The 26,168-nt window shown below is 73.0% G+C and carries 23 protein-coding genes, 1 pseudogene and 1 riboswitch; of the genes and pseudogenes, 10 read left to right on the top strand and 14 right to left on the bottom strand.

The window, feature by feature from the left end; genetic code table 11:
* Positions 1–58: 58 nt before the first annotated feature.
* A complete protein-coding gene (locus ACFOY6_RS01365; RefSeq protein ID WP_181378244.1) occupies positions 59–196 on the top strand; it encodes a hypothetical protein in 138 nt (45 codons plus the stop codon).
* A 36-nt stretch (positions 197–232) separates the two neighbouring features.
* Here the strand turns inward: ACFOY6_RS01365 and ACFOY6_RS01360 are convergent, their stop codons facing one another.
* Positions 233–1,933, bottom strand: a complete 1,701-nt coding sequence (locus ACFOY6_RS01360) for an AMP-dependent synthetase/ligase (protein WP_379648499.1) — start codon at positions 1,931–1,933, stop codon at positions 233–235.
* 200 nt (positions 1,934–2,133) lie between these two features.
* On the opposite strand from ACFOY6_RS01360, the gene ACFOY6_RS01355 reads away from it, so the two are divergent.
* Together ACFOY6_RS01355 and ACFOY6_RS01350 are read left to right on the top strand one after the other, a co-directional pair.
* Positions 2,134–3,984 carry a M3 family oligoendopeptidase gene (locus ACFOY6_RS01355; protein ID WP_379648497.1) on the top strand — a complete coding sequence of 617 codons (1,851 nt, stop codon included), beginning with the start codon at positions 2,134–2,136 and terminating at the stop codon, positions 3,982–3,984.
* Positions 3,985–4,028: 44 nt separating this feature from the next.
* Positions 4,029–5,405 carry an ABC1 kinase family protein gene (locus ACFOY6_RS01350; protein WP_379648495.1) on the top strand — a complete coding sequence of 459 codons (1,377 nt, stop codon included), beginning with the start codon at positions 4,029–4,031 and terminating at the stop codon, positions 5,403–5,405.
* A gap of 39 nt (positions 5,406–5,444) precedes the next feature.
* Here the strand turns inward: ACFOY6_RS01350 and radC are convergent, their stop codons facing one another.
* From radC to ACFOY6_RS01335, 3 genes are all read right to left on the bottom strand, one after another.
* On the bottom strand, positions 5,445–6,209 hold the full coding sequence (radC, locus tag ACFOY6_RS01345) for a RadC family protein (RefSeq protein ID WP_379636027.1): 765 nt from the start codon (positions 6,207–6,209) through the stop codon (positions 5,445–5,447).
* A gap of 91 nt (positions 6,210–6,300) precedes the next feature.
* Entirely contained in the window at positions 6,301–7,107 is an 807-nt protein-coding gene (map, locus tag ACFOY6_RS01340) for a type I methionyl aminopeptidase (RefSeq protein ID WP_109518580.1), read from the bottom strand.
* Between the two features lie 86 nt (positions 7,108–7,193).
* A complete protein-coding gene (locus tag ACFOY6_RS01335) occupies positions 7,194–8,090 on the bottom strand; it encodes a methyltransferase domain-containing protein (protein WP_379648493.1) in 897 nt (298 codons plus the stop codon).
* 80 nt (positions 8,091–8,170) lie between these two features.
* Here ACFOY6_RS01335 and ACFOY6_RS01330 point away from each other — a divergent pair, with 80 nt between their 5' ends.
* Both ACFOY6_RS01330 and ACFOY6_RS01325 read left to right on the top strand, forming a co-directional pair.
* Positions 8,171–8,860, top strand: a complete 690-nt coding sequence (locus ACFOY6_RS01330; RefSeq protein ID WP_379648491.1) for an adenosylcobinamide-GDP ribazoletransferase — start codon at positions 8,171–8,173, stop codon at positions 8,858–8,860.
* Between the two features lie 7 nt (positions 8,861–8,867).
* Positions 8,868–9,986 (top strand): cobalt-precorrin-5B (C(1))-methyltransferase, encoded by a 1,119-nt coding sequence (locus tag ACFOY6_RS01325; RefSeq protein WP_379648489.1) that lies wholly within the window; start codon positions 8,868–8,870, stop codon positions 9,984–9,986.
* 87 nt (positions 9,987–10,073) lie between these two features.
* Here the strand turns inward: ACFOY6_RS01325 and cobM are convergent, their stop codons facing one another.
* From cobM to cbiE, 3 genes and pseudogenes are all read right to left on the bottom strand, one after another.
* Positions 10,074–10,835, bottom strand: a complete 762-nt coding sequence (gene cobM / locus ACFOY6_RS01320; protein ID WP_379632150.1) for a precorrin-4 C(11)-methyltransferase — start codon at positions 10,833–10,835, stop codon at positions 10,074–10,076.
* Between the two features lie 4 nt (positions 10,836–10,839).
* The gene (locus tag ACFOY6_RS01315) at positions 10,840–11,193 is read right to left on the bottom strand and encodes a cobalamin biosynthesis protein (RefSeq protein ID WP_456316925.1); all 354 of its coding nucleotides are present in this window, start codon (positions 11,191–11,193) and stop codon (positions 10,840–10,842) included.
* Positions 11,194–11,277: 84 nt separating this feature from the next.
* Positions 11,278–12,495: pseudogene (cbiE, locus tag ACFOY6_RS01310) on the bottom strand (precorrin-6y C5,15-methyltransferase (decarboxylating) subunit CbiE); the annotation flags it as partial.
* Between the two features lie 11 nt (positions 12,496–12,506).
* Between cbiE and ACFOY6_RS01305 the strand changes: the two are divergent.
* Positions 12,507–13,262: a cobalt-precorrin-6A reductase gene (locus ACFOY6_RS01305; RefSeq protein ID WP_379648487.1), complete on the top strand. Its 756-nt coding sequence runs from the start codon at positions 12,507–12,509 to the stop codon at positions 13,260–13,262.
* On the opposite strand, the gene cobJ is transcribed toward ACFOY6_RS01305, so the two are convergent.
* From cobJ to ACFOY6_RS01270, 7 genes are all read right to left on the bottom strand, one after another.
* Positions 13,232–13,990: a precorrin-3B C(17)-methyltransferase gene (gene cobJ, locus ACFOY6_RS01300; RefSeq protein ID WP_379648485.1), complete on the bottom strand. Its 759-nt coding sequence runs from the start codon at positions 13,988–13,990 to the stop codon at positions 13,232–13,234. The genes ACFOY6_RS01305 and cobJ overlap by 31 nt on opposite strands.
* A 136-nt stretch (positions 13,991–14,126) precedes the next feature.
* The gene (locus ACFOY6_RS01295; RefSeq protein ID WP_379648483.1) at positions 14,127–14,864 is read right to left on the bottom strand and encodes a precorrin-2 C(20)-methyltransferase; all 738 of its coding nucleotides are present in this window, start codon (positions 14,862–14,864) and stop codon (positions 14,127–14,129) included.
* Positions 14,861–15,490, bottom strand: coding sequence for a precorrin-8X methylmutase (locus tag ACFOY6_RS01290; protein ID WP_379648481.1), 630 nt, complete (start codon positions 15,488–15,490; stop codon positions 14,861–14,863). The genes ACFOY6_RS01295 and ACFOY6_RS01290 overlap by 4 nt, the downstream gene beginning before the upstream one ends.
* A complete protein-coding gene (gene cobG / locus ACFOY6_RS01285) occupies positions 15,487–16,695 on the bottom strand; it encodes a precorrin-3B synthase (RefSeq protein ID WP_379648479.1) in 1,209 nt (402 codons plus the stop codon). The genes ACFOY6_RS01290 and cobG overlap by 4 nt, the downstream gene beginning before the upstream one ends.
* Entirely contained in the window at positions 16,688–20,011 is a 3,324-nt protein-coding gene (cobN, locus tag ACFOY6_RS01280; protein ID WP_379648477.1) for a cobaltochelatase subunit CobN, read from the bottom strand. Before cobN ends, cobG begins: the two co-directional genes overlap by 8 nt.
* A 107-nt stretch (positions 20,012–20,118) precedes the next feature.
* The gene (gene cobW, locus ACFOY6_RS01275) at positions 20,119–21,150 is read right to left on the bottom strand and encodes a cobalamin biosynthesis protein CobW (RefSeq protein ID WP_379632156.1); all 1,032 of its coding nucleotides are present in this window, start codon (positions 21,148–21,150) and stop codon (positions 20,119–20,121) included.
* The gene (locus tag ACFOY6_RS01270; RefSeq protein WP_379648475.1) at positions 21,147–21,554 is read right to left on the bottom strand and encodes a DUF1636 family protein; all 408 of its coding nucleotides are present in this window, start codon (positions 21,552–21,554) and stop codon (positions 21,147–21,149) included. Before ACFOY6_RS01270 ends, cobW begins: the two co-directional genes overlap by 4 nt.
* A gap of 149 nt (positions 21,555–21,703) precedes the next feature.
* A riboswitch (cobalamin riboswitch) is annotated at positions 21,704–21,912 on the bottom strand.
* Between the two features lie 465 nt (positions 21,913–22,377).
* Here ACFOY6_RS01270 and proV point away from each other — a divergent pair.
* The 4 genes from proV to ACFOY6_RS01250 form a co-directional block, all read left to right on the top strand.
* Positions 22,378–23,616 carry a glycine betaine/L-proline ABC transporter ATP-binding protein ProV gene (proV, locus tag ACFOY6_RS01265; RefSeq protein WP_379632158.1) on the top strand — a complete coding sequence of 413 codons (1,239 nt, stop codon included), beginning with the start codon at positions 22,378–22,380 and terminating at the stop codon, positions 23,614–23,616.
* Positions 23,617–23,628: 12 nt separating this feature from the next.
* Complete coding sequence (locus tag ACFOY6_RS01260; protein ID WP_379648473.1) at positions 23,629–24,495, top strand: ABC transporter permease; 867 nt, start codon at positions 23,629–23,631, stop codon at positions 24,493–24,495.
* A gap of 101 nt (positions 24,496–24,596) precedes the next feature.
* Complete coding sequence (locus tag ACFOY6_RS01255) at positions 24,597–25,478, top strand: glycine betaine ABC transporter substrate-binding protein (protein WP_109515563.1); 882 nt, start codon at positions 24,597–24,599, stop codon at positions 25,476–25,478.
* Positions 25,479–25,625: 147 nt separating this feature from the next.
* On the top strand, positions 25,626–26,168 hold a 543-nt coding region (locus ACFOY6_RS01250; protein WP_379648471.1), incomplete at its 3' end, for a hypothetical protein.

Raw genomic sequence — 26,168 nt, 5'->3', positions numbered from 1 at the left:
GACATGACACCAAGCCACGGCGGCCTTCGCTATGCCGCCCAAGAAGGATAGGACTACCTTGAATACGCATATCAACGAGCCGCGCCTGCAGACCATGCCGGAGGCCCACAAGACCTCCATGGTGGTGCAGGGCAGCGCCTCCACCGGCCTGTCGCAGGCCGAGATCCGCCGCCTCGTGATGGAAACCATCGGCTGAGGCAGCGGCCATGGCCGGGTTTCCCGGCCATGGGGGTCAGCCGTAGAGCTGATCGAGCTTCGCCGCGTGGTCCTTCAGCACCACCCGGCGCTTGATTTTCATGGTCGGCGTGAGCTGGCCATTCTCCACCGTGAAGGGCGCCACGGTGGCGAAGTGCCGGATGCGCTCCACCCCCGACAATTTGCCGTTCACCCGCCGCACCGCCTCGGCGAGCGCGGCCTCGGCCGTGCCCTCGGCGGGCACCAGCAGGGCGGCGATGCCGGGCCGGCCCTCGCCGGCCACCACCGCCTGGGTGATCGCCGGCTCGGCCATCAGCAGGCTCTCGATGCGGGCGGGGCTGACCATGTCGCCGCCCAGCGTCTTGATGAAGTCCCGCTTGCGGTCGGTGATGCGCAGCGCCGGGCCGACCATCTCGCCCACATCCCCGGTGTGCAGCCACACCTCGCCGCCCTCGGTGCGCAGGGCCTGGGCCGTGGCCTCCGGGTTGTTCCAGTAGCCATCCATCACCAGCGGGCCGCGGATGACCACCTCGCCATCCTCGGCGATGCGCAGCGTCACCCCCGGCAGCGGGCGGCCCACCGCGTGCCGGTTGTTCTCCCACGGCACGTTCACGCTGATCACCGGGCCGGCCTCGGTCTGGCCGTAGCCCTGCAGCACCGGCAGGCCCATGGCCATGAAGAAGCCGGACAGCTCCGGGTCCAGCCGCGCCCCGCCCGAGACCAGCGCCGCCAGCCGCCCGCCGAAGCGGGCCTGGATGCGCCGGCGCACCAGCCGCTCCAGCACCGCGTCCTCCAGCCGTTCCAGCGCGCCCAGCGGCGGGCCGTCCAGCCGGCGCAGGCCGAGCCGCAGGGCGCGCTCGAACAGGCGCCGCTGCCAGGGTTTCTGCTTCTCCACCAGCGCCAGGATGCGCGCCCGCAGCACCTCGAACAGCCGCGGCACGGCGGTGACGACCTGCGGGCGGATGTCGGTCAGCTCCGCCGCCAGCCGCTCGGCGCCGCGGCTGAAGACGATCTCCATGGCGAAGGAGCAGAGCAGGTAGCTCACCGTATGCTCATAGGCATGGGAGAGCGGCAGGAAGGAGAGGTAGCAGGCGTCCCGCGGCAGGCCGAGACGGCGGATGAAGCCGGCGATGCCCTGGCGCTTGGCCAGCATCGCCCGGTGCGGCAGCATCACGCCCTTGGGCGGGCCGCCGGTGCCCGAGGTGTAGATGAGGCAGGCCAGCCGCCCGGCGGGGATGTGCTCCACCTCGGCCACCAGCATCGCCAGGTCGCCCTGCACCGCCGTCAGCTCGGCCCAGGAGACGGTGCCGGCGCCATCCTCCATCGAGATCAGCAGGTCCAGCCCGCCGAGGCCGGCCGCCTCGGCCACCGCCTGGGCCAGCCGGGTGGTCGAGACGATGGCGCAGCGGGCGCCGGAATCGCGCAGCAGATGCGCGTGGTCGGCCACCGTGTTGGTGGTGTAGGCCGGCACCGAGACTGCGCCGATCGCCATGATGGCGGTATCGGCCACCAGGAATTCCGGCCGGTTCTCGGCCACCAGCATCACACGGTCGCCAGGGCAGACGCCGCGCGCCCGCAGCCCCGCCGCCACATCGGCCACCTGAAGCGCGAATTCGGCCCAGCTCAGGCTGCGCCAGCCGCCCCCGCGCCAGAAGCGCAGCATCGGCCGGTCGGGCCAGGAGCGGGCCAGGCCCAGCATCAGGGCGGGCAGGCTGTTCCAATTGTCCTCGGCGCGCATGGCGGGGGGCGTTTTCCTTGCTCTGAATAGGGGAAGGCGGCCGGACGCGGCCAGGCGGAGGCGGCACCCCGGCCGGTCTTGCCGCCGGCCCGGGGCCCGGCGCCGGCTTCCCCGGCGCCGATACATGGGGGGGAGGCGCTTGGCCTGCCCCGCCATGGGCTTATATCGGGAAGAGCGAACCCACAACCGCAAGGCCTCCCGTGCAGCTTTCCAACCTCCGCCCTCCGCATCGCGACACCGCCGGCCGTCCACAGGGGGGCAATGGTGGGAATGATGGCTCCGGGGCGCTCCCCGCCTGGGACCTGGCCGATCTCTACGCCGGCCCCGCCGACCCGGCCCTGGAATCCGACCTCGCCCGCGCCGACGGCGAGGCCCGCGCCTTCGCCGAGGCGCATTCCGGCAAGCTCGCCACCCTCTCCGGCGACAGGCTGGCCGAGGCCATCGCCACCTATGAGCGGATCGAGGAGGTGCTGGGGCGGGTCATGTCCTTCGCCTCGCTCACCTTCGCCGGCGATGCGCAGGACGCGGCCAATGGCCGCTTCTACCAGACCATGCAGGAGCGGGTGACGGCGATCTCCAGCCACACCCTGTTCTTCACGCTGGAGCTGAACAAGCTGGAGGAGGCGGCGCTGGAGAAGAAGCTCTCCGGCTCGAAGGCGCTCGCCCGCTACCGCCCCTTCCTGCGCGACCTTCGCGTGTTCCGCCCGCACCAGCTCTCCGACGAGGTGGAGCGCCTGCTGCACGAGAAGGAGGTGACCGGCCGCGCCGCCTGGAACCGCCTGTTCGACGAGACCATCGCCGCCATGGAGGTGAAGGTGGGGGAGGAGACGCTGAACGTCTCCGGCGCCCTCAACAAGCTCTCCGACGGCGACCGCAAGGTGCGCGAGGCGGCGGCGAAGGGCGTCTCCGCCGCCTTCGGCGAGAAGGCGCGGCTGTTCACGCTGATCACCAACACCCTGGCCAAGGACAAGGAGATCATCGACGGCTGGCGGCAGTATCCGCGCCCCGGCAGCAGCCGCAACCGCGCCAACATGGTTGAGGACGAGGTGGTGGACGCGCTGGTCAGCGCCGTCGTCGCCAGCTTCCCCAGCCTGTCGCACCGCTACTACGCGATGAAGGCGAAGTGGCTGGGCCTGCCGAAGCTGCAGCACTGGGACCGCAACGCGCCCCTGCCGGACGAGGATGACAGCGAGATCCCGTGGGAGGCGGCGCGGGAGCGGGTGCTGAAGGCCTATTCCGGCTTCAGCCCGGAGCTGGGCCGCATCGGCGCCCGCTTCTTCGACAAGCCCTGGATCGACGCCGCGCTGCGCCCCGGCAAGGCCTCCGGCGCCTTCGCCCACCCCACCGTGCCGAGCGCGCACCCCTATCTGCTGCTGAACTACCACGGCAAGTCGCGCGACGTGATGACGCTGGCGCATGAGCTGGGCCATGGCGTGCACCAGATCCTGGCGGCGGAGCAGGGCTACCTGATGTCCGGCACGCCGCTGACGCTGGCCGAGACCGCCTCGGTGTTCGGCGAGATGCTGACCTTCCGCGCCCTGCTGGATGCCGAGACCGACCCGAAGCGGCGCCGCGCCATGCTGGCCGGCAAGGTGGAGGACATGCTGAACACGGTGGTGCGGCAGATCGCCTTCTACCGCTTCGAGACGCTGCTGCACGACGCCCGCCGCAAGGGCGAGCTCTCCCGCGAGGAGATCGGCGCGCTGTGGATGCAGGTGCAGACCGAGAGCCTTGGCCCGGCCTTCGAGTTCACGCCGGACTACGAGATCTACTGGTCCTACATCCCGCACTTCGTGCACACGCCGTTCTACGTCTATGCCTACGCCTTCGGCGACTGCCTGGTGAACGCGCTCTACGGCGTGTTCCAGAACGGCGGCGTGCCCGGCTTCCAGGAGAAGTACCTGGAGTTGCTGCGCGCCGGCGGCACGCTGCGGCACAAGGAGCTGCTGGCCCCCTTCGGCCTCGACGCCTCGGACCCTGCCTTCTGGCACATGGGGCTGAACGTCATCTCCGGCTTCATCGACGAGCTGGAGCGCACCGATGGGCAATGACCGACCGAGGCGCGCCTGCATGCGCGACGAACTGGAGCACACGGATGGCTGAGGACCGCGAGGGCAGCACCCTCTTCGGCGAGATCCGCCGCATGGCGCGTACCTCGGGCGCGGTGGGCGGCATCGCCGCCCGCGTGGCCGGGGAGCGCTATCTCGGCATCAAGACCGACAAGACGGTGCACGCCAACGACCTCAAGGCCCTGCTCGGCGGGCTGAAGGGGCCGCTGATGAAGGTGGCGCAGTTCCTCACCACCGTGCCCAACGCCCTGCCGCCCGAATACGCCAAGGAGCTGGCCGCGCTGCAGGCCAATGCGCCGCCGATGGGCTGGGCCTTCGTCCGCCGCCGCATGTCCTCCGAGCTGGGGCCGGCCTGGCAGTCGCGCTTCGCCAGCTTCGGCCAGGAGGCCTCGGCCGCGGCAAGCCTCGGCCAGGTGCACCGCGCCACCCTGCCGGATGGGCGGGTGGTGGCCTGCAAGCTGCAATACCCCGACATGGCCAGCGTCGTGGAGGCCGACCTCCGGCAGCTGAAGATCGCCATGGGCCTGTTCGCCCGGATGGACGACGCCATCCAGCACGACGATGTCTATATCGAGCTGTGCGACCGGCTGCGCGAGGAGCTGGACTATGCCCGCGAGGCGGCGCAGATGCGGCTCTACAACCGCATGCTGGCCGACGAGCCCACCATCCGCACCCCGGTGCCGGTGGAGGCGTACAGCACCCGCCGGCTGCTCACCATGACCTGGCTGGAGGGCCGCCCGATCCTCGACCGCCTGGCCGAGGACCCTCCGCAGGAGGAGCGGGACGCCTATGCCCGCGCCCTGTTCCGCGCTTGGTACGTGCCCTTCTACCGCTATGGCGTGATCCACGGGGATCCGCACCTGGGTAACTACCAGGTGCGCCAGCCCACGGCGGAGAGCGAGGCGGGCATCAACCTGCTCGATTTCGGCGCCATCCGCGTCTTCCCGCCCACCTTCCTCACCGGCGTGATCATGCTCTACGAGGCGATCCGCGACGGCGATGACGACAAGGCGGCGGAGGCCTACCGCATCTGGGGCTTCACCGACCTCTCGCGCGAGAAGATGGCGGTGCTCGGCCTCTGGGCGAAGTTCCTGCACGAGCCGCTGCTGGACGACCGGGTGCGGCCGATCCAGGAGGTGGACGACCCGGATTTCGGCCGCAAGGTGGCGGCCGAGGTGCATGCCGGCCTCAAGCGCACCGGCGGCGTGAAGCCGCCGCGGGAGTTCGTGCTGGTGGACCGCGGCGCGGTCGGGCTGGGCAGCGCCTTCCTGCGGCTGGGGGCGCGGCTGAACTGGCACCGCCTCTTCAACGAGCTGATCGCCGACTACAGCGAGCAGGCGCTGGCCGCGCGGCAGGCCGAGGCCCTGGCTGCCGCCGGGGTGCCGCCGCCGGTGGCGCGCTGAGGCAGGCGGGGGCCCCGGCAGGGTGGCGGTGCCGCCCTGTCAGAGCAGCCCCGCCTGCCGGAAGGAGAAGTGCCGGCCATTGCCGATCACCAGATGGTCGTGCAGGGCGAGGCCGAGCGCGGCGGCGGCACGCTGCAGCTCGGCGGTCATGGCGCGGTCGGCCTCGCTGGGGGTGGGGTCGCCGCTCGGGTGGTTGTGCACCACGATCAGCGCCGTGGCGTGCAGCTCCAGGGCGCGCCGCATCACCTCGCGCGGATAGACGGGGGTGTGGTTCACCGTGCCGCGTGCCTGGGCCTCGTCGGCCAGCAGGCGGTTGCGGCTGTCGAGAAACAGCACGCGGGACTGCTCGACCCGCTCCCGCGCCAGGGCGGCGTTGAGGTAGCCGAGCAGCCGCTCCCAGTTGTCCAGCACCGGCTGGTCCCGCAGCTCGGCGCGCAGCAGGCGCAGGGCGGCGGCCTGGGCGGTCTTCAGCGCGGCCATGCCGGCCTCGCCCAGCCCCTCCACCTGCCGCAGCTCGGCGACCGGCGCGCTCAGCGCGGCACCGAGGCTGCCGAAGCGGGAGAGCAGGGCACGGGCGATCGGCTTGGTGTCGCGTCGCGGCAGGGCGAGGAACAGCAGCATCTCGACCAGCTCGTGGTCGAGCAGCGCATCGGGGCCGTGCGCCAGCAGCTTGGCCCGCATCCGGGCACGATGGCCTTCCGCGCTCATCGCCAGCGGGCGGGGCGCGGAGGTCAGGGAGGCCGGCAGGGCCGGCGGCAGGGGAAGGGCGGGGCCGGCCTCGCCCAGCCCGCGCGTCTTGCGCATGGGACCTCCGTTCTCGACCGGAGGTTGAACCGGGCAGGGTGCGCTTGTCCAGCGCCCGGATGCCACCGCCGGGCCGGCGGTGGCAGGGAACTCAGGCCTGGTAGGGGGGCTTGTGCAGCCCGGCGGGGGAGAAGGTGAACACCTCGCACCCTGTCTCGGTCACGCCCACCATGTGCTCGAACTGGGCGGAAAGGCTACGGTCGCGCGTCACGGCGGTCCAGCCATCGTCCAGCACCTTCACGTCGTGGCGGCCGGCATTCACCATCGGCTCGATGGTGAAGAACATGCCCGGCTTCAGCAGCGGCCCTTCGCCGGGGCGGCCGAAATGCAGGACGTTCGGCGCGGCGTGGAAGTGGCGGCCGATGCCGTGCCCGCAGAAATCCCGCACCACGCTGAAGCGGTGGCCCTCGACATAGCTCTGGATGGCGTGGCCGATGTCGCCGAGACGGGCGCCCGGCTTCACCGCGGCGATGCCGCGCAGCAGGCTCTCATGCGTCACGTCCATCAGCAGCCGCGCCTTGGTGCTGGGCTGGCCGGCGGCATACATGCGGCTGGTGTCGCCGTACCAGCCATCGAGGATGACGGTGACGTCGATGTTCAGGATGTCGCCATCGGCCAGCGTCTTCGTGCCCGGGATGCCGTGGCAGACGACGTGGTTGATGGAGATGCAGGAGGCGTGCTGGTAGCCCCGGTAGCCGATGGTGGCCGAGGTCCCGCCGTTCTCCTCGATGAACGCCAGGATGAGCGCGTCCAGCGCGCCCGTGGTGACCCCCGGGCGGACATGCTCGGTGATCATGTCCAGCGTCGCGGCGGCCAGCTGCCCCGCGCGGCGCATCCCTTCGAAATCTTCGGGCGCGTGCAGGATGATGCGCCGCGCCTCGGCACCGGATTGTTCCATGTCGCGCAAGATGCGCAAGACGCCCTTTGGTTGCAAGCGGCTGCCGCGCAGGGCAGGGGTGCCACCGTGGCAGGGAAGCGGGGGCGCTAGTGGCGCGGCGGGGGGCGCTCGCCGGCGGGCTGCTCCACCGTGCCCAGCGCGTCGGCCAGCCGGGCATTGGCGCTGCCGCGCGGCGCCGGCTTCGGCTGGTCCGGCCCCGGCGCCCAGCCGGTCAGCACCAGCATCTCCAGCGGCATCGGCAGCGTGCCCTCGGCATCCGGCCGCAGCGCGGCCAGCGCCATCGGGAACAGGGCGCGCGGCGGGATGCGCGGGTCGCGCGCCAGCACGGCGTTGCCTTCGCCCGCGGCACGCAAATCGTGCAGCAGGGCGAGCGGCGTGCGGTAGCGCAGCGGCAGCGTCTCGCGGTCGGCCACCGGCAGGGCGAAGCCGGCGCGTTGCAGCAGCGCGGCGCCGTCCCGCAGCTCGGGGAAGGGGGAGATGCGCGGGCTGAGCCCGTCGCGCAGCGCCGTCTCGGCCGCCGCCAGCGCCTCGCGCAGCGGCTGCAGGGTACCGAGGGCGGGCAGGCTGGCCAGGAACAGCCCATCCGGCGCCATGGCGCGGCGGATCTGCAGCAGGGCGCCCGGCAGGTCGTTCACCCAGTGCAGCGAGAGATTGGCCACCACCAGGTCGAAGCTGCCCGGGGCGAAGGGCAGCCATTCCTCGTCGGCTGCCAGGGGCAGGCCGCCGGCACCGCCGGCCATGCGCGCCGAGAGGTCCATCGAGACCACATGGCCCACACCGCGCGCCCGCAACGCCGGCGCCACCGCGCCGCGCCCGCCGATCTCCAGCGCGTGGCCGAACCGGCGGGTGGTGTCGTCCAGCCGGTCCAGCAGCCGCTCGGCGGCGGCCTCCAGCACGGGCGCCACCCCGGCCATGCGGGATGCCGCGCGGTCGCGCCGCCGCCGCACAAGGGTCCGGTCGAAAACCTGCATCGCATCCGCCATGCCAGGGAGATGCGCCGCCGCCGGCCGGTGCGCAAGCGTCCTTGCGGAGCCGGGGCGCGTTCCGCTAATTTCACGAAATCGTGAGCAATGTTTCCGGCCTGGACCGTCTGCGGCACGGCATGCGCCACCTGGGGCACGCGGTGCTGGACATGCTGCTGCCGCCCCGCTGCCTGGCCTGCGCCACCCCGGTGCTCGCCGAAGGCACGCTCTGCGGCGACTGCTTCCATGACATCCGGCTGATCGGCCCGCCGCTCTGCGAGTGCTGCGGCATTCCCTTCCTGCATGCGGGGCAGGGGGAGCCGGCGCTGGGCGGCGGCCTGCTTTGCCCGCGCTGCGCGGCCGAGCCACCGCCCTACCGGAGGGCCCGCGCCGCCTATCTCTACAATGCCGGGGCGAAGCGCCTGCTGCTGCCCTTCAAATATGCCGGGCGCACCGAGCTGGCCCTGCCGCTGGCGCGGCAGATGGCACGCGCCGGCCGCGCCTTGTTGGCCGAGGCCGAGCTGCTGCTGCCGGTGCCGCTGCACCGGCGCCGGCTGCTCTCGCGCGGCTACAACCAGGCCGGGTTGCTGGCGGGGCGCCTCTCCGGCCTCAGCGGCGTGCCCTGGGCGCCGGACCTGCTGCGCCGCGCCCGCCGCGCCGCCGCCCTGGCCGGGCTGGGCGTGGCCTGGCTGGCGCGGCGGCAGGTGGGTGGCCACACGGGCGACATCCTCGGCGCCTGCGCGGTGCTGGCCGAATGCGCCGCGCTCTCGGCGCTCAGCCTCGGGCGGTAGGCGCCGCATGACAGGCGCGGCGCGGGGCGATACAGCTTGCCCCGTGCACGAGCAGAACCCCCCGCTGCGCCGTGGCTGGACCACCGGCGCCTGCGCCACGGCGGCGGCCAAGGCCGCCTTCGCCGCGCTGCGGACCGGCGCCTTCCCCGACCCGGTGACCATCACCCTGCCACGTGGCGAGCGCCCCGCCTTCGCCCTGGCCGAACACGCCTTGCTGCCCGATGGCGGCGCGATGGCCGCCGTGGTGAAGGATGCCGGCGACGACCCGGACGTGACGCATGGCGCGCTGATCCGCGCCACGGTGCGCGCCCTGCCGCCCGGCTCCGGCGTGGTGTTCGCCGCCGGCGAGGGGGTTGGCACGGTCACGCTGCCCGGCCTGCCGCTGCCGCCGGGCGAGCCCGCCATCAACCCGATGCCGCGCGCCATGATCCGCGCCGTGCTCGCCGAGGTGGCGGGCGGCGAGGCGGATGCGCGGGTGGAGATCTCCATCCCCGGCGGCGCGGCGCTGGCGGAGCGGACGATGAACCCGCGCCTCGGCATCCTGGGCGGGCTGTCGGTGCTGGGCACCACGGGCATCGTCGTGCCCTATTCCTGCGCGGCCTGGATCCATTCCATCCATCGCGGCATCGACGTGGCGCGGGCGGCGGGGCTGACGCATGTGGCGGGCGCCACCGGCAGCACCAGCGAGGACGCCATCCGCCGCCACCACACCCTGCCCGAGCAGGCGCTGATCGACATGGGCGACTTCGTCGGCGGCATGCTGAAATACCTGCGGGCGCACCCGATCCCGCGCGTCACCATCGCGGGGGGCTTGGCCAAGCTCACCAAGCTGGCGCAGGGGCGGCTGGACCTGCATTCGCGGCGCGGCGCGGTGGACCTGCCGGCGCTGGCGGAACTGGCCCGCGCCGCGGGGGCGGGGGGGGCGCTGGCCGCGCGCATCGCCACGGCCAACACGGCGCTGGAGGCCTTCACCCTGGCTGGCGCCGAGGGCATCGGCCTGCCGCGCGCCGTGGCGGAGGAAGCCCGCCGGGTGGCGCAGCGCGTGGTGGAAGGGGCGCCCATCCGCGTCGATGTCGCGCTGTTCGGGCGGGATGGGGCGCTGCTGGCGGAGAGCGGCGAAGATTAGAAGCAAAAGACATTTCGCGTTTGGCGCCACGCCAAACTGGCAAAAGTTTTTTGGTTCTTTTTTCCAAAAAAGAACCCTTCCCTTTCTTCAATCATCCCGCCCGCGAAAGCGGCGCTGATAATCCGTGCTGTAGAGCGCGCTCTCGCGGAAGCCCTCCGGCGCCAGGGCGGGCCCGACCAGGATCAGCGCCGTCCGCTCGGCGGGTGCCTGCTCCATCTTCGCCGCGATATCGGCCAGGGTGCCGCGCACCACCCGCTCATCCGGCCAGGAGGCGCGCACCACCACCGCCACGGGGCAGTCGGCGCCGTAGAGCGGGGTGAGGGTCTCGACAATCCGCCCCAGCGCGTGGATGGCCAGGTGCAGCGCCAGCGTGGCGCCGGTGGCGCCGAAGGCCTCCAGCGTCTCGCGCGGCGGCATGGCGGAGGCGCGGCCGGAGATGCGCGTGAGCACCACGCTCTGCGCCAGCTCCGGCACCGTCAGCTCCCGCCCGAGGGCGGCGGCGGCGGCGGCGAAGGCGGGGACGCCCGGCGTCACGGTGTAGGGGATGCCGTGGCGCTCCAGCCGCCGCACCTGCTCCGCCATGGCCGACCACACGGAGAGATCGCCTGAATGCAGCCGCGCCACATCCTGCCCCGCCGCATGGGCGCGGAGGTATTCGGCCTCGATGGCGTCGAGGTCGAGCGGGGCGGTGTCCACCAGCCGGGCGCCGGGCGGGCAATGCGCCAGCAACGCCGGCGGCACGATGGAGCCGGCATAGAGGCAGACCGGGCAGGCCGCCAGCAGATCCCGCCCGCGCAGCGTGATGAGGTCCGCGGCGCCCGGTCCGGCGCCGATGAAATGCACGGTCATGGCCTTATTCCTCCAGCGAGAGGGCGCAGGTCACGCCCTCCCCCGTGATGCGCGGCAGCGCCAGGCGGCCACCCAGCGCCAGCGCGCAGCCCTCGGCGATGGCGGCGTAGCCGGTGGCGCGGCGCGCCGTCTCGGATGGGGTGGGGCATCGCGGCTGCACGGCGCCCAGCGCTTCCTCCTCGACCCAGTGCAGCGGCACGCCAAGCGTGGCCGCCGCCTCGGCCAGCGCCGCCACCTCGCGGCGGAACCAGGGGGCGGCCAGGGCGCCTACCCGCAGGCTGGAACGCTGCTCGGCCTCGCGCACCAGGGCCACCACGGCGGTGGCGGACACATTGGGGCGGGCGCCGAGGCCGGCCACGGCCAAGGGGACATTCGGGGGAGCATCCAGGGGAGGCGCCGCCTCCCCTGGACCCCTCCGCCGGGGAGACAGGGTCTCCCCGGACCCCGCCACCGATTTTTCCGCCACATATTGCATCACGGTCATCGCCGGGCGGAAGCCGTGCATCGTGCCCACCCGGTCCAGGCGCTCCACGCCGAGGCGCGCCAGCGTGCCGCCCCAGCGGGCATGGGCGGCGTAGAGCACGGCCTCGGTCTCGATGGTCACGGCATTCGCCACCAGCCGGCCGCCGGGGCGCAGCGCCTGCCAGGCCGCCTCCAGCACGCCGGGCTGCCCGCCGCCGCCGCCCACGAACCGGGCATCCGGCGCCGGCAGGCCGGCGAGGCCCTCCGGCGCGGCGGCGCGCACCAGGCGCAGCCCGGGCACGCCCAGCGCCAGCGCGTTGCGCGCCGCGCCCGCCGCCCGCTCCGGGCGCGGCTCCAGCCCGATGGCGCGGTTGGCCGGGTGGCGCAGCAGCCATTCGATCGCCACCGAGCCGCTGCCGCAGCCGATGTCCCACAGCAGTTCCCCCTGGCGCGGCGCCAGCATGGCCAACGTCACCGCGCGCACCTCGCGCTTGGTGATCTGCCCGTCCTGCTCGAAGAACGCTTCCGGCAGGCCGGGCGCCAAGGGCAGAACCCGCGCGGCGGGGCCCGCCACCACCTCCAGCGCCAGCATGTTCAGCGGGTCCGGCGCATGGGCGAAGGCTTCCGCCTTGGTCTCATGGCGGCGCTCGCGCGGGCCGCCCAGCGCCTCCAGCACCACCATCCGCGTCGGCCCGAAGCCGTGGCGGCAGAGCAGCGCGGCGACCTGCGCGGGGGTGGCGGCATCGGCCGAGAGGGCCAGCAGCCGCGCGCCCGGCTGCAGCAGCGGCAGCAGCCGCTCCAGCGGGCGGCCGCAGAAGGAGATCGTGGCGCAATCCTGCATCGCCCAGCCCAGCCGCGCGCAGGCGAGGGCGAAGGCCGAGGGCGCCGGCAGGCACAGGAACTCCCTGGGCCCCACATGCCGCGCCAGCGTGGCGCCGATGCCGAAGCAGAACGGGTCGCCTGAGGCCAGCACGGCGGTGGGCCGGCCGCGCCGGGCCAGCAGGGCGGGCAGCCCGGCCAGCATCGGGCTGGGCCAGGGATGGGCGGAGCCGCTCAGATGCCCCGCCGCCAGCGCCAGGTGCCGCGCGCCGCCGAACACCGCCTCCGCCCCCTCCAGCAGGGCGCGCGCGGCGGGGGAGAGGCCCTCGACGCCATCCTCGCCCAGCCCGATGATGGAGAGCCACGGTGTGCTGCTCATGACGGGGTGCGATGCGGGTTCTGCTGCTGGGAGGGACGACCGAGGCACGGGCGCTGGCGCGGGCGCTCGCCGGGGATGCGCGCTTCCGCGCCACCCTCTCGCTCGCCGGCACCACGCGGGCGCCGCTGCCGCAGCCGCTGCCGGCGCGGGTGGGCGGCTTCGGCGGCGTGGCCGGGCTGGTGGCCTACCTGCGCGCCGAAGGCATCGCGGCGCTGGTCGATGCCACCCACCCCTTCGCCGCGCAGATGACGCGCCATGCCGCCGCGGCCGCCGCCCTGGCCGGGGTGGCGCTGCTGCGGGTGGAGCGCCCCGCCTGGAGCCCCACGCCCGGCGACGACTGGCGGGAATTCCCCGACATGCCCGCCATCGCCGCCGCGCTGGGGGAAGCGCCGCGCCGCGTCTGGCTGACGGTGGGGCAGAAGGAGCTGGCCCCCTTCCGCGCCGCGCCCCAGCACGACTACCTGATCCGCAGCGTCGATCCGCCCGCGCCGGAGAGCCTGCCGCCGCGCGCCACCGTCATCGCCGCCACCGGCCCCTTCACGCTGGAGGGGGAGCGCGCCCTGCTGCGCGCCCACCGCATCGACGTGCTGGTGAGCAAGAATTCGGGCGGCACGGCCACCGAGGCCAAGCTGCGGGCGGCGCGCGAGGCCGGGCTGCCGGTGCTGCTGCTGGCCCGCCCGCCCGCGCCCGCGGGGCTGCGCGCCGTGCCGGATGCGGAGGCGGCGCTGGCCTGGCTTCACGGGCTGCGCGCCGAGCGGGGGGCGTAGAGCCAGGGGCGTTGCCCCGCGCCGCGCGGGACCAGCCGGCTCTGCGCCGTGCCGATCATCACCAGGGTCCGCATGTCGGCCCGCGCCGGGTCGGCTTCCGCGAGCGGCTGGATGGCGATCGCCTCCTCCGGCCGGCTGACGGCGGTGGCGAAGGCCACGGGCACGTCTCCCGGCAGCATCTCCCGCAGCATCGCGAAGGCGCGGCCCAGCTGCCAGGGACGCGCGCGCGAGATGGGGTTGTAGAGCGCGATGACGAAGCCCGCCCCCGCCGCCGCCCGCAGCCGCTGCTCGACCAGCGGCCAGGGCTTGAGGTTGTCGGAGAGGGAGAGGGCGCAGAAATCATGCCCCAACGGCGCGCCGAGCCGGGCGGCGGCGGCGAACATGGCCGAGAGGCCGGGCAGTACCGCGACATCCAGCGCGCGCCAGGCCGCGGGGCCGCCCTCCAGCGCCTCGAACACGGCGCTGGCCATGGCGAACACCCCCGCATCGCCCGAGGAGACGACCGCCACCCGCGCCCCCTCCGCCGCCAAAGCGAGGGCATGGTGGGCGCGCTCCAGCTCCTGCCGGTTGTCCGTCTCGTGGCGGCGCTGGCCGGGGGCGTGCGGCACACGGGCGACATAGGGGCCGTAGCCGATGATGTCGGTGGCCTCGGCCAGGGCCGCGCTGGCTTCGGGCGTGCGGAGGGAATCCGCGCCGGGGCCGAGGCCGATGATCTTCAGCCAGGACATGAAGCGCCTTCTTTTTCCGAAGAAAAAGAAGCAAAAAGACTTTTGTCAGTAGGGCACGGTCCCCCGTCGAAGCGGGACGCCAAACGAACAGAAGTTTTTTGGTTCTTTTTTTCAAAAAAGAACGTTGCTTTTCTTGTCATCGGGCCCCCTGCCGCCCTGGGACCAGCACCAGCGAGAAATAGGGCGCCGGGCTGTCATCCCGCTCGGCGAGCGGCAGGATCACCTCGCCCGGCATGGTGCCGCGCTCGGCATAGAGGGCGCGCGCCGTCAGGCCCAGCCTGTCCAGCACCGCGCGCAGCTTGGGCAGGTTGCGGCCGAGCTTCATCACCACCGCCGCGTCGCACCGCCTCAGCGCCGCCGCCAGTTCCTCCGCCGGCATGGTGGCGGGGAGAACCGAGAGGATGTCGTCGCCATGCACCATCGGCGCCAGGGCGCGGGACCAGCAGCCGGACATGGCGGTGATGCCCGGCGTCACCTCCACCGGGAAGCGCGGCCGCAGCCGGTCGAACAGGTACATGGCCGAGCCGTAGAGGAAGGGGTCGCCCTCGCAGAGCAGCGCCACATCCTCGCCCGCGCCGAGGCGCCCGGCCAGCGTGGCGGCGCAGTCCTCGTAGAAGGCGGCCATGCCCGCGGCGTAGCGGCCATCCTCCACGGAGATCTCGGTGGTGTAGGGGTATTCGAAGCGCAGCGCCGCGGCGGCCCGGTTCAGGTGCGGCGTGGCGATGGTGAAGGCGTGCCCCGGCCGGCCCCGCCTGGCGAAGAAGGCATAGGCCGGGGCGCGGGCCAGGATGCGCGCGGCGCGCAGCGTCACCAGCTCCGGGTCGCCGGGGCCGACGCCCAGGATGTGCAGCGTGCCGGAGGGGAGGGGTGTCATTCCCGCTCCGTCGCCAGCGCGTTGACGGCGGCGACCGCCATGGCGCTGCCGCCCTGCCGGCCTTCCACGATCATCCAGGGCACGCGGTTCCACGCCGCCAGCGCCGCCTTCGACTCGGCGGCGCCGACGAAGCCCACCGGCAGGCCGATGATGGCGGCGGGCGGCGGCGCGCCCGCGTCGAGCAGCTCCAGCAGGTGGAACAGCGCGGTGGGCGCGTTGCCGATGGCCACCACCGCGCCGCGCAGCGTCTCCCCCCAGAAATCCAGCGCGGCGGCGGAGCGGGTGTTGCCGATGGCGCGGGCATGCTCCGGCACGCGCGGGTCGTCCAGCAGGCAGAGGATCTCGTTGGCGGCGGGCAGGCGCGGGCGGGTGATGCCCTGCGCCACCATCTTGGCGTCGCACAGCACCGGCGCCCCGGCGCGCAGCGCGGCCTCGGCGGCGGCGGTGAAGCCGGGGGCGAAGCGGATGTGCCGCGCCACCTCCACCAGCCCGCAGGCATGGATGACGCGCACCGCCACCCGCGCCTCGGCGGCGGTGAAGCCGGCGAGGTCCGCCTCCGCCCGGATGGTGGCGAAGGATTTCTCGTAGATCGCCGCGCCGTCGCGGATGTAGTCGTAGCCGCTCATTCCTGTTCCAGTCCGGCTCGTTCCAGTTCGGCCGCAGCCTCCTGCAGGGTGAGGCCCGTGCGGAGCGGTGGATCCCCGGCGCGGGCCTGGCGCAGCAGGGCATAGCCATCGGGCGCCGCCACCAGCACCGCCGCCGCCGGCACGGGATGCGCGCAGCCTTTGGCGCAGCCCGAGAGATGCAGCAAGCCCTTCGCCGGCACCGCCCCGCGCGCCAGCAGGGCGCGGGCATCGGCGCGGGTGTCGGCTTGGCCGCTGGCACAGCCCGCCGCGCCGGGGCAGGCCACCACGCGGCGGCGCGGATCGGCCGGGTCCGTGATCCAGCCGGCGGCGGCCCGCGCCAGCGCGGCAGGGCGGCGGACGCCCGCCAGCAGCAGCGCGCGCCAGGGGGTGAGGCGCAGCGTGCCGTCGCCGAATTCTTCTGCCAGATCCGCCAGGGCGGCGAGGCCCGCCCCGTCCAGCACGCCGAATTCCGGGGCGAGGCCGAAGGCGCCGCGACCGGTGCCGGGATAGGGGTGGAAGCCCACCGGTTCCGGGGCCAGGGGCTCCGGCAGGGCGGGGAGGGGGGAGAGGCCGGTGCCCGCCAGCAGCGCGGCGGCGCCGTGCCCGGCCAACGCCGCGCGCATCCGCCTTGCGCCGGTGGCGCGGAAATTCTCCACCAGCCGGGCCAGGGCCTCGGGGGTGGCGCCGGCGAGGCGCAGGCCGCCGGGCAGGTGCAGCGCCGCCTCGCCCGTGGGCGCGAGGCGCAGCAGCAGATCGGCCGCCAACCCGGACAGCGGCAGCGCGCCGCCGCCATCCAGCGCCGCGCCGAACTTTCCCGGGAGGGACCCGGCCTCCGCGAGCAGGGCGGAGAGCGCCGCGTGCCATTCGGCCAGGCCCGGGGAAAGGGCTGGATCGTCCCCCATCAGCGGCGGGCCGATGAGGTTGCGCCGCGCCTCCCGCCCCGCATCGGGGTCGGCGAGGCCGGCTTCCACCACGGCGCGGGCCATGGCATCGGCCCGGGTGGGGGCGACGCCGCGCAGCTGCAAATTGCCGCGGTTGGTCAGCTCCACCGCGCCGGGGGCGAGGGCGGCCAGCCGCCGCGCCTGCGCCGCCGAGAGCCGGCTGCGGAAGGGCTTGACCCGCAGCAGCAGCCCGTCCCCTGTCTCCATCGGCGCGAAGAGGTGCGGGCACCAGCCCTTCACGGAGGGCGGGGCGGGGTCAGACATCGTTGCGCCGGGAATGCCACAGCCCCCGCTCCCGCGCCTCGTGGAAGCGCGCTTGCAGCGCCGCCAGCGCCTCCGGGTTGTGCTCGGCCATGAAGGCGGCCACGGCGTCGTCGCCCAGCGTGGCCGCGTGCAGCAGGTCGAACTGCCGGTCGAAGCGGTGGGGCAGGGTGGCGGCGAAGCCGTGCAGCGCCTCGATGGCGCGGGCGATGTGCGCGGCGCCCTGGTGGCCGTGGCGCATCATGCCGCCGATCCATTCCGGGTTGGCGGCGCGGCCGCGCAGCACGCGGGCCACTTCCTCGGGCAGGCCGCGCAGGCGGGGGGCGCCGGGGCGGGAGGTGTCGGCGTGGTAGAGGGCGGGGGTGGCGCCGAGCAGCGCGGCGGCGGCGGCGAAGCCCCCGGCATGGGAGGCCACCTCCGGGCTGTCCAGCAGGTCCGTCTCGGCATGGTCCTGGCTGTGCAGGAAGGCGTCGGCGAGCGCGATCCGGGCCTGCAGGGCCTCGGGCGCGGCGGTGCCGTCCAGCCCCTCGCCATAGGCGGCGGCGGCGCCGGCGATCCAGGCGCGGCCGAGATCCTCGCGACTCTCCCAGGCACCCTTGGCCAGCACCTCCTCCACCCCCGTGCCGTACTGGCCGGGGGCGGCGCCGAAGATGCGCGCCGTGGCCTGCCGCAGCGCAGCCCCTTCCAGCCCGCGCGCGGCGGCGGCGAGGGGGTTCCACTCCGGCGCCTCGTCGCGCGCCGCGATGGCGCGCACCGCCGCGTCGAACAGCGCGATCTGGCCTGGGAAGGCATCGCGGAACACGCCGGAGATGCGCAGCGTGACATCGACGCGCGGCCGGTCCAGCACCGCCAGCGGCGTGATCTCGATGCCGGTGACGCGGGCCGAGGTGTCATCCCACACCGGGCGGGCGCCGAGCAGCAGCAGGGCCAGCGCCAGGTCTTCGCCGCCGGTGCGCAGCGTGGCGCTGCCCCAGAGATCGAGCATCAGGTGGCGGGGCCAGTCTCCCTGCTCCTGGCGGTGGCGGCGCAGCAGCTCCTCGGCGGCCTTCTCGGCCAGGGCCAGGGCGGAGCGGGTGGGCACGCCGCGCGGGTCGATGCTGTAGAGATTTCTCCCCGTTGGCAGCACGTCGGCGCGGCCGCGGGTGGGGGCGCCGGCGGGGCCGGGGGGGATGAAGCGGCCATCGAGCGCGTCGAGCAGCGCCTGCCGCTCGGCGGGGGGGGAGGCATCGAGCCGGGCGGCGTCGAAGCCCGGCGTGGCGCGGGAGAGCGCCTCCAGCAGCAGGGCGCGGCGCTCCGGCGCGGGGGCGCGGCCGAAGACGTGCAGCCCGTCGCGGATCTGGAGTTCCTTCACGTCGCACAGCCAGGCGTCGAGGCGGGAGAGCGCCTCCTCCTCCGGGATGTCGCGCGGGATGTGGCCTTCCTCCAGCAGACCGGCCGCCTCGGCGCGCTCCAGGATGGCGCGGCGGAGCAGGGCGGTGCGGCGGCGGTCCAGCCCGTCGGCGGCGGCGTATTCGTCGATCAGCCGCTCGAGCTCGGCGGCGGCGCCGTGCTGGGTGGCGGATTTCAGCGGCGGCGTCAGGTGGCCGATCGTCACGGCGCCGAGGCGGCGGCGCGCCACGGCGGCCTCGCCCGGATTGTTGGCGATGAAGGGATAGACCACAGGCAGCCCGCCCAGCAGCGCGGCAGGGGCGCAAGCCTCGGAGAGCGCCACGGCCTTGCCCGGCAGCCATTCCAGCGTGCCATGGGTGCCGAGATGCACCAGCGCCTCCGCCCGGCCCCGCAGCGCGAGGTAGAAGGCGGCATAGGCGTGGCGCGGCGGCGTGTCCGGGTCGTGATAGGCGGCGGAACGGTCCAGCGCGCCGCCACGATCCGGCTGCACCGCCAGCAGGAGGTTGCCGAGGCGGAGATGGCGGAAGCGGAAGGCGCCCTCCCGGCAGGCGGGGTCCTCCGCCGGGTCGCCCCAGGCGGCGGTAATCTGTTCCGCCAGTTCGGCGGGCAGGGTGGCGAGGGCGGCGCGATACTCGGCCAGGGTGACGAGCGGGGCGGCCTCGCCGCGCGTCAGCGCCCGCGCCAGGGCTTCGGCATCGGGCCGTTCCTCGCCCAGCGTGTAGCCGGAGGCGGAAAGATCCTCGAGCAAAGCGGCGAGGCTGGCAAAGGAATCGAGCCCCACCGCGTGCCCCGCCTGCCCGCCCACCGCCGGATAGTCCGAGAGCAGCACCGCCACGCGGCGCGCCGCGCGCGGCGTGGCGGCGAGGCGCGCCCAGCCCAGGGCGCGCTCGGCGGCGAGGGCGATGCCCGCCGCGTCCGGCGCCAGCAGGGTGCGGGACTGCTCCAGTCCCGGCAAAGGCGGGGCCTCCGCCTTGAAGCCGATGGCGGCGGTGAGCAGGCGGCCATCCAGCTCCGGCAGCACCACCTGCATGGCGAGGTCGCTCTGCGACAGGCCGCGCGACGATGCGGCCCAGAGCTCGCGCGCGGCGCCGGAGAGGATGAGTTGCAGCACGGGCGCGCCGGCGGCTTCCAGCGGCGAGGCGCCATCCTGCCGGGCGGAGAAGGCGGTGGCGTTCAGCACCACGGCGGGGCGCCATGCCGCCAGGCGCTCCTGCACCAGCGCGGCGGAGGCGGGCTCTTTCAGGCTGGCGGCGTAGAGGCCGCGCACGCGCAGGCCACGTTCCCGCAAGGCGGCGGCGAGCGCCAGCATCGGCGCGATGTCGCCCGAGACGAGATGCGAGCGGTAGAAGACGATGACGGCCTGGGGGTCGTTCTCCTCCAGGCCGAGCGGGTGCTCGCCGGCCGGCGGCAGGGGAAGCGGGGCGGCGCCGTCATCCGCGCCGAGGCCCGCGGCATGGCCAGCGAGGCGCAGCGCGGCGGCCAGGTTCTCCGGCCCGCCGGCCAGCAGCAGCGCATCCAGCCGCGCATGGAGGGCGGGTGGCATGGTGGAGAGGGCGGCGAGCTTCGCGTCGTCCCGCCCGCAGCCGGGGAGGAGGGCGAGGGGGATGCCCTCGCGCCGGCAGAGGGCGGCGACTTCCTCGGCGCCGTAGCGCCAGTATTCCAGCCCGCCCAGCAGGCGGATGACGACGGCCCGCGAACGCGCTAGCGTCTCCTCCGCGTAGAGATCCACCGAGAGCGGATGGCGCAGCCGCCCGAGATTGGCCAGCCGCAGCGAGGGCCGCGGCTCCGCCAGCATCGACCAGCCCATGGCGGCGGCGCCGAGGTCGCTGTCGCTGAAGGAGAGCAGCACGAGGTCGGCCGGGGCGTGGCCGAGATCCTCGGCCTGCTCCGTCTCGTCCAGGCTGCGTGTCTCGCGGACCAGGAGGTGCATCAGTTCCGTTCTTTTTTGGAAAAAAGAACCAAAAAACTTTTGTCAGTTGGCGGCGCGCCAAACTCGAAAAGTCTTTTTGCTTCTTTTTCTTCAGAAAAAGAAGATTCTTACTTCAGGATGGCCTTGGCGATGGCCTCCTGATCCATCCCCGCCTGCCCGATGACAACGAGATGCCCGTCGCGGTCATCCTTCCAGGCCTGGTCGAAATGGTGACGGAAGCGGCGGCCGACACCCTGCACCGCCAGCCGCATCGGCTTGCCCTTCAGCCGCACGAAGCCCTTGATGCGCAGGATGTCGTGCCGCGCAGCGATCTCTGGAAGGCGGTGCAGAAGTTCGTCGGCCGAGTCGTATTCCGGCAGGACAAGAACAAAACTCTCGAAATCGTCGTGCTCATGCGCGCCATCCTCCGCGTCGTGGTGCGAGGGGCGGGCGGCGAGGTCGTCCTCGGCGGCGGCGTTGAGGCCGAGCAGAATGTCGGGCGGGAGCGCGCCCTCGCGGGCGGGCACCATCTTCACCGCGCGCGGCAGGTGCGGCGCGATCTCGGCGCGCAGCCGCGCCAGCGCCGCCTCGTCCAGCAGGTCGGCCTTGTTGAGCACGACGATGTCGGCGCTCGCGAGCTGGTCCTCGAATACTTCCGCGAGCGGGTTGTCGTGGTCGAGCGAGGGGTCGGCGGCACGCTGGGCGGCGACGGCCTCCGGGTCGTCGGCGAAGCGGCCCTCGGCGGCGGCGGGGCCGTCCACCACCGTCACCACGCCATCGACCGTGACGCGGGAGCGGATGGCAGGCCAGTTGAACGCCTTGATCAGCGGCTTGGGCAAAGCGAGGCCGGAGGTCTCGATCAGGATGTGCTCGGGCGGGTTGGCGCGGCCGAGCAGCGCCTCGATGGTGGGGATGAAATCGTCCGCCACGGTGCAGCAGAGGCAGCCATTGGCGAGCTCGACGATGTTCTCCGCCTCGCAGCCGGGGATGCCGCAATCCTTCAGCGTCTCGCCATCGACGCCGAGGCTGCCGAACTCGTTGACGATGATGGCGATGCGGCGCCCATCGGCGTGCTGCATCAGGTGGCGCAGCAGCGTGGTCTTTCCCGCGCCGAGGAAGCCGGTGACGATGGTGGCGGGCACTTTTTCCAGCGCGCTCATGCGGCGTTCTCCTTTGGGGTCTCGGTCAGCGAGGGGAGGCGGCCCAGCACCACGCTGCGCAGCGAATCCGGGCGGCGGGAGGGCAGCACGGCGCCGGTGGCGTGCGCCGCATAGGTCTCGCCATAGGCCAGCAGGTCGGCGGCCAGGGCGGGGGAGAGGCGGCCGAGCAGATAGCTCCACTTGCCCGGCTGCGTCATCGCGGCGGCGCAGCCCTGCTGGCAGACGGAGAGGCAGGTGACGGGGCGCAGTTCCACCGGCGGCGCCGGGTGGGCGGCCAGCGCCTGTTCCAGCGCCGCGAGCAGGTGGCGGCCGGGGGGCGTCTCGCCTTCCTCTAGCGTGCGCCCGGCGCGGCAGGTGGTGCAGACCAGCAGCACCGGCTTGGCGGGAAGGGGGGTATCCGGCATCCGTGACCTCAGCCCTGAACAGGTGGCACCCGGGGGTGCCTGGCGCGCATGAGGTGCCGACCGCCCGTGCCGTCTCCGGCGCCGGGTCGAGGCGCCCGGGGGTGGATGCCCGGGCACATCGCCGCCCGCCGGGGCACCCCGCCCGGTGGCACGATCCGATGGCGATGGCAGGTCTCCTGGCTCGCGGATCAGGCACGGAGCGCCGGCCTTCCCGGCGCCGCGTGGCGCCAGTGGCATGGTGGCGATCCGCTCTCCGCCTACAGTTGCGGGGGCAGCCGCGGCCTGGGGCGCTGCCGCCCGTCACCGCATTCCCTTTTCACCTTCCGCGGACGGAAGGACCATCGCCGGTTTGGTAGGCGGCGGCGGGGCCGGGAGTCAAACCCTCTCTCGCTCCCGCCGCAGCTTGCAGGCTACTTGCCGGGATGTTTTCGGTTCTTTGAACCATACCGATGGGCATGGTGAATACAATATGAGTCCGGGCTCGCATCGAAGGGAGCAATAGAAAGCGCGTTGTTTTATTTTCTCATGAAATATCCGTGCCTCCTGCCGGCATATTCTCGTGGCTCCCGGTCTCTTGATTGTTCCAGGGGAAGACCGCGGGCAGGATGATTTTGCCTTTGGGCTGGACAATTTCAGCCGGCTCGTTTAAAGCCTCTGCAACCTATGAGGCGGCGGCACAGCAATGTGTCTTTTTTGGGGCGGGCCGGATGGCCTTGGACCCCTTTCGGCCTGTTCGGGCTGCCGGTCCGTTCAGGCCCCGCCTTCCGACCCACCCCATGGAGGTGATGCCGACCGCCCGGCGGACGGCAGACCACGAGGACGCATGGAAACAGAAACCCCCACCCGGCCGGGCGACGACGCCCCGCCGCCGGTGAAGATCGCGCTTCGCAACGTCTTCAAGGTGTTCGGCGACCAGCCGGACGACGCCATCCGGATGGTCCGCGAGGGCCGCACGAAGGATGAGATCCACGCCGAGACCGGCTGCACGGTCGGCGTCAACGATGCCAGCTTCGACATCCATGCCGGCGAGATCTTCGTCATCATGGGCCTCTCGGGCTCCGGCAAGTCCACCCTGCTGCGGCTGATCAACCGGCTGATCGAGCCCTCCGCCGGCGCGATCCTGGTCGAGGGCCAGGACATCACCCGCATGTCGAAGCGCGAGCTGATCGAGCTGCGCCGGCGCGACATGAGCATGGTGTTCCAGTCCTTCGCCCTGCTGCCCAACCGCACCGTGCTGGACAACGCCGCCTTCGGCCTGGAAGTGGCCGGCGTGGCCGAGGCTGAGCGCCATGCCAAGGCGATGGCCGCGTTGCGCGGCGTGGGCCTCGACGCCTATGCGCAGAGCCGGCCGGACCAGCTCTCGGGCGGCATGAAGCAGCGCGTCGGCCTCGCCCGCGCCCTGGCGAGCGAGCCCACCGTGCTGCTGATGGACGAGGCCTTCTCCGCCCTCGACCCGCTGATCCGTACCGAGATGCAGGACGAGCTGCTGCGCCTGCAATCCGAGCAGAGCCGCACCATCATCTTCGTCAGCCACGACCTCGACGAGGCCATGCGCATCGGCGACCGCATCGCCATCATGCAGCACGGCGTGGTGGTGCAGGTGGGCACGCCGGACGAGATCGTGACGAAGCCGGCCAACGACTATGTCCGCTCCTTCTTCCGCAACGTCGATGTCAGCCAGGTGTTCCGCGCCGGCGACATCGCCCGCGAGACGCAGGTGACGCTGATCGAGCGCCGCGGCATGGCCATCCCCGCCGCGCTGGAGCGGATGCGCCGGCACGACCGGGACTTCGCCATCGTCGTCGGGCGGGACAAGAAGTACCACGGCATGGTCAGCGCCGAATCGCTCTCCCGCGCCGCGCGCAGCGGCGAGGCAGACCCCTACCACCGCGCCTTCCTGGCCGATGTGCAGCCGATCGACGCCGCCGACACCCTCTCCGACGTGATGGGCCGCGTGGCGCAGAGCCCGCACCCCGTGCCGGTGGTGGATGCCGAGCGCCGCTATGTCGGCTCGATCAGCAAGTCCGCCCTGCTGATGTCGCTCGACCGCTCCGGCAACTGAGGACCGCACCCCATGCAGGATCTCGACCTTGGCATCGGTGACGGCGCCGATGCCGTCGTCAACTATGTGCTCGACCATTTCACGCCGGCGCTGGACGGCATCGCCGCCGGCATCGGCTTCGTCACCGACGGCATCCGCGACGGGTTGACCGGCCTGCCGCTGCCGGTGGCCGTCATCGCCATCGCGCTGCTGGCGCTGTGGCGGGTGGGCTGGAAGTTCGCCCTCTTCGCCATCGCGGCCCTGCTGCTGATCGGCGGCATGGGGCTGTGGGAGCGGATGATGGAGACGCTCTCCCTCGTCCTCGCCGCCACGCTCATCGCCATCGCGCTCGGCGTGCCGCTCGGCATCGCCATGGCGCGCAGCAATGCGGTGCAGATGGTGGCGCGCCCGGCGCTCGACCTGATGCAGACCATGCCGGCCTTCGTCTACCTGATCCCGGCCGCCATGTTCTTCGGCCTCGGCGCCGTGCCGGGCACCATCGCCACCGTCATCTTCGCCATGCCGCCGGTGGTGCGGCTGACCAACCTCGGCATCCGCCAGGTGCATGCCGAGTTCATCGAGGCCGGGCTCGCCTTCGGCTGCACCCCCGCGCAGCTGCTGCTGAAGGTGCAGATCCCGAACGCCCTGCCCTCGATCATGGCCGGCATCAACCAGACCATCATGCTCTCCCTCTCCATGGTGGTCATCGCCTCGATGATCGGCGCGGGGGGGCTCGGCAACACCGTGCTCACCGGCATCCAGCGGCTCGATGTCGGCACCGGCTTCGAGGGCGGGCTCGCCGTCGTCGTCCTGGCCGTGCTGCTCGACCGGATCACGCAGAGCTTCGGGCAGGCCGGACACGGCTTCCGGTTCCGCCAGCTTTTCGCGGGGCGCGGGTGACAAGCCGTAGCCGGGGGAAGGAATTCCCCCGGGCCCCCTTCTTTTCCTTCTGCAAGTTCCCGGGCGGGCCTGCGGCCACGCCCCAACAACAGGAGACACGCATGCTTCTCAACAAGCGCACCTTCCTCGGCCTCTCCGCCGGCCTCCTCGCCGCTCCCCTGGCGTCTCCGGGCCTGCTGCGGGCGCAGCCGGCCGGCAGCATCAAGCTCGGCTTCGCCCCCTGGGCCGATGCCGAGTTCATCACCCGCCTCGCCGCCAAGCTGATCGAGGACCGGCTGGAGACCAAGGTCGAGCTGATCCAGACCGACGTGGCGCCGCTCTACCAGGGCCTGACCCGCGGCGACGTGGACGCCATGCTGATGTGCTGGCTGCCGCAGACCCATGCCGACTACTGGAAGCGCGTGGAAGGCAAGGTCGAGCGCCTCGGCACGCTCTACAGCGGCGCCAAGCTGGGCTGGGTGGTGCCGTCCTACGTGCCGGAGGCGGAGGTCGCCTCGATCGCCGACCTGGCCAAGCCGGGGGTGCAGGAGAAGTTCCGCGGCCGCATCCAGGGCATCGAGCCCGGCGCCGGCCTGACCCGCCTCTCCAAGGAGGCCGTCGGCACCTACGGGCTGAAGGACTACACCCTGCAGGAGGCCAGCGAGGCGGCCATGCTCAGCGTGGTGGACCGCGCCATGCGCAGCGAGCGCTGGGTGGTGGCCACCGCCTGGAGCCCGCACTGGATGTTCGGCAAGTACGACCTGCGCTACCTGGCCGACCCGAAGGGCGCGCTGGGCGCCGCCGAGGAGGTGCTGGCGCTGGGCCGCCAGGGCCTGCGCGAGGCCAACCCGAAGGTGGCCGGCTTCCTCTCCCGCCTCAACATGCCGCTCGACGAGCTGGAGAGCGCCATGCTGGTGGCGCAGGAGAAGTCCTACGACCAGGCGGTGGCCTCCTACATCGAGACCAATGCCGAGCGCGTGGACGACTGGCTGGAGGCAGCCTGACGGCAAGGCCGGCCGGGGTATCGCCCGGCCGGCCTGCTCCCGGCGCCAGAAATGCCGGGAAAACGCCAAGCCTGTGTTTATTCAGTATTTCTTTACTCCATCACGTACCCGTGAGACAAAGCGGTGGTCACAACGAAGTGATCTGCTATGTCTCACAGTGTCAGCTTCCAGGAGGGTGAGGCGCAGGGCGCGGCCTTCACGGGTTCCGGGGCCGCTCCGGCCCAGAGCGGATCGCGCGCGGCCACCTCCTGGAATGTCGGGCGCCTTCTGCGGATAGGCCTCGGCGCGCTGATCCTGGGCACTGCCCTGCTCTTCCTGTGGGACCGCTTCTTCACCTTCTCCAGCACCCGGGCCGTGCTCAGCGCCGCGCCCTTCGCCCTGCGCGCGCCCGTCGAGGGTATCCTGCAGGCCGAGCCGCGGCTGCCGGGCAGCCTGCTGGAGCGGGGGGCGCGCTTCGGCCAGATCCAGAACGAGCGGATCGACGATGGCCGGCTGACGGAGCTCGGGGCGGGGGTGCGGGTGCTGGAGGCGGAGATCGCCGCCATCGAGCGCCGCCTGCGTGGCACCGCGGCGCGGGCCGGCGCGGCGGGCGAGGCGGCCGGCGCCTTCCGCCAGACCCGGCTGGAGCAGATCGCGGCGCGCCGGGCCGAGGCCGAGGCGCAGCTTTCCGCCGCTGCGGCGGAAAGCTGC

The sequence above is a fragment of the Teichococcus aestuarii genome, from assembly GCF_042651065.1.
Lineage (GTDB): Bacteria > Pseudomonadota > Alphaproteobacteria > Acetobacterales > Acetobacteraceae > Pseudoroseomonas > Pseudoroseomonas aestuarii.
Note: the sequence above shows the minus strand (reverse complement) of the source record. Positions and strands in the feature narration are given on the sequence as shown.

Excerpts from the sequence above, each read along its gene's own strand:
- ACFOY6_RS01360 (WP_379648499.1), bottom strand. The coding sequence starts at position 1,933 with ATGCGCGCCGAGGACAATTGGAACAGCCTGCCCGCCCTGATGCTGGGC.
- ACFOY6_RS01350 (WP_379648495.1), top strand. The coding sequence starts at position 4,029 with ATGGCTGAGGACCGCGAGGGCAGCACCCTCTTCGGCGAGATCCGCCGC.
- radC (WP_379636027.1), bottom strand. The coding sequence starts at position 6,209 with ATGCGCAAGACGCGCGGGCTGGGCGAGGCCGGCCCCGCCCTTCCCCTG.
- map (WP_109518580.1), bottom strand. The coding sequence starts at position 7,107 with ATGGAACAATCCGGTGCCGAGGCGCGGCGCATCATCCTGCACGCGCCC.
- ACFOY6_RS01335 (WP_379648493.1), bottom strand. The coding sequence starts at position 8,090 with ATGGCGGATGCGATGCAGGTTTTCGACCGGACCCTTGTGCGGCGGCGG.
- ACFOY6_RS01325 (WP_379648489.1), top strand. The coding sequence starts at position 8,868 with ATGACAGGCGCGGCGCGGGGCGATACAGCTTGCCCCGTGCACGAGCAG.
- cobM (WP_379632150.1), bottom strand. The coding sequence starts at position 10,835 with ATGACCGTGCATTTCATCGGCGCCGGACCGGGCGCCGCGGACCTCATC.
- ACFOY6_RS01305 (WP_379648487.1), top strand. The coding sequence starts at position 12,507 with ATGCGGGTTCTGCTGCTGGGAGGGACGACCGAGGCACGGGCGCTGGCG.
- cobJ (WP_379648485.1), bottom strand. The coding sequence starts at position 13,990 with ATGTCCTGGCTGAAGATCATCGGCCTCGGCCCCGGCGCGGATTCCCTC.
- ACFOY6_RS01295 (WP_379648483.1), bottom strand. The coding sequence starts at position 14,864 with ATGACACCCCTCCCCTCCGGCACGCTGCACATCCTGGGCGTCGGCCCC.
- ACFOY6_RS01290 (WP_379648481.1), bottom strand. The coding sequence starts at position 15,490 with ATGAGCGGCTACGACTACATCCGCGACGGCGCGGCGATCTACGAGAAA.
- cobG (WP_379648479.1), bottom strand. The coding sequence starts at position 16,695 with ATGTCTGACCCCGCCCCGCCCTCCGTGAAGGGCTGGTGCCCGCACCTC.
- cobN (WP_379648477.1), bottom strand. The coding sequence starts at position 20,011 with ATGCACCTCCTGGTCCGCGAGACACGCAGCCTGGACGAGACGGAGCAG.
- cobW (WP_379632156.1), bottom strand. The coding sequence starts at position 21,150 with ATGAGCGCGCTGGAAAAAGTGCCCGCCACCATCGTCACCGGCTTCCTC.
- ACFOY6_RS01270 (WP_379648475.1), bottom strand. The coding sequence starts at position 21,554 with ATGCCGGATACCCCCCTTCCCGCCAAGCCGGTGCTGCTGGTCTGCACC.
- proV (WP_379632158.1), top strand. The coding sequence starts at position 22,378 with ATGGAAACAGAAACCCCCACCCGGCCGGGCGACGACGCCCCGCCGCCG.
- ACFOY6_RS01260 (WP_379648473.1), top strand. The coding sequence starts at position 23,629 with ATGCAGGATCTCGACCTTGGCATCGGTGACGGCGCCGATGCCGTCGTC.
- ACFOY6_RS01255 (WP_109515563.1), top strand. The coding sequence starts at position 24,597 with ATGCTTCTCAACAAGCGCACCTTCCTCGGCCTCTCCGCCGGCCTCCTC.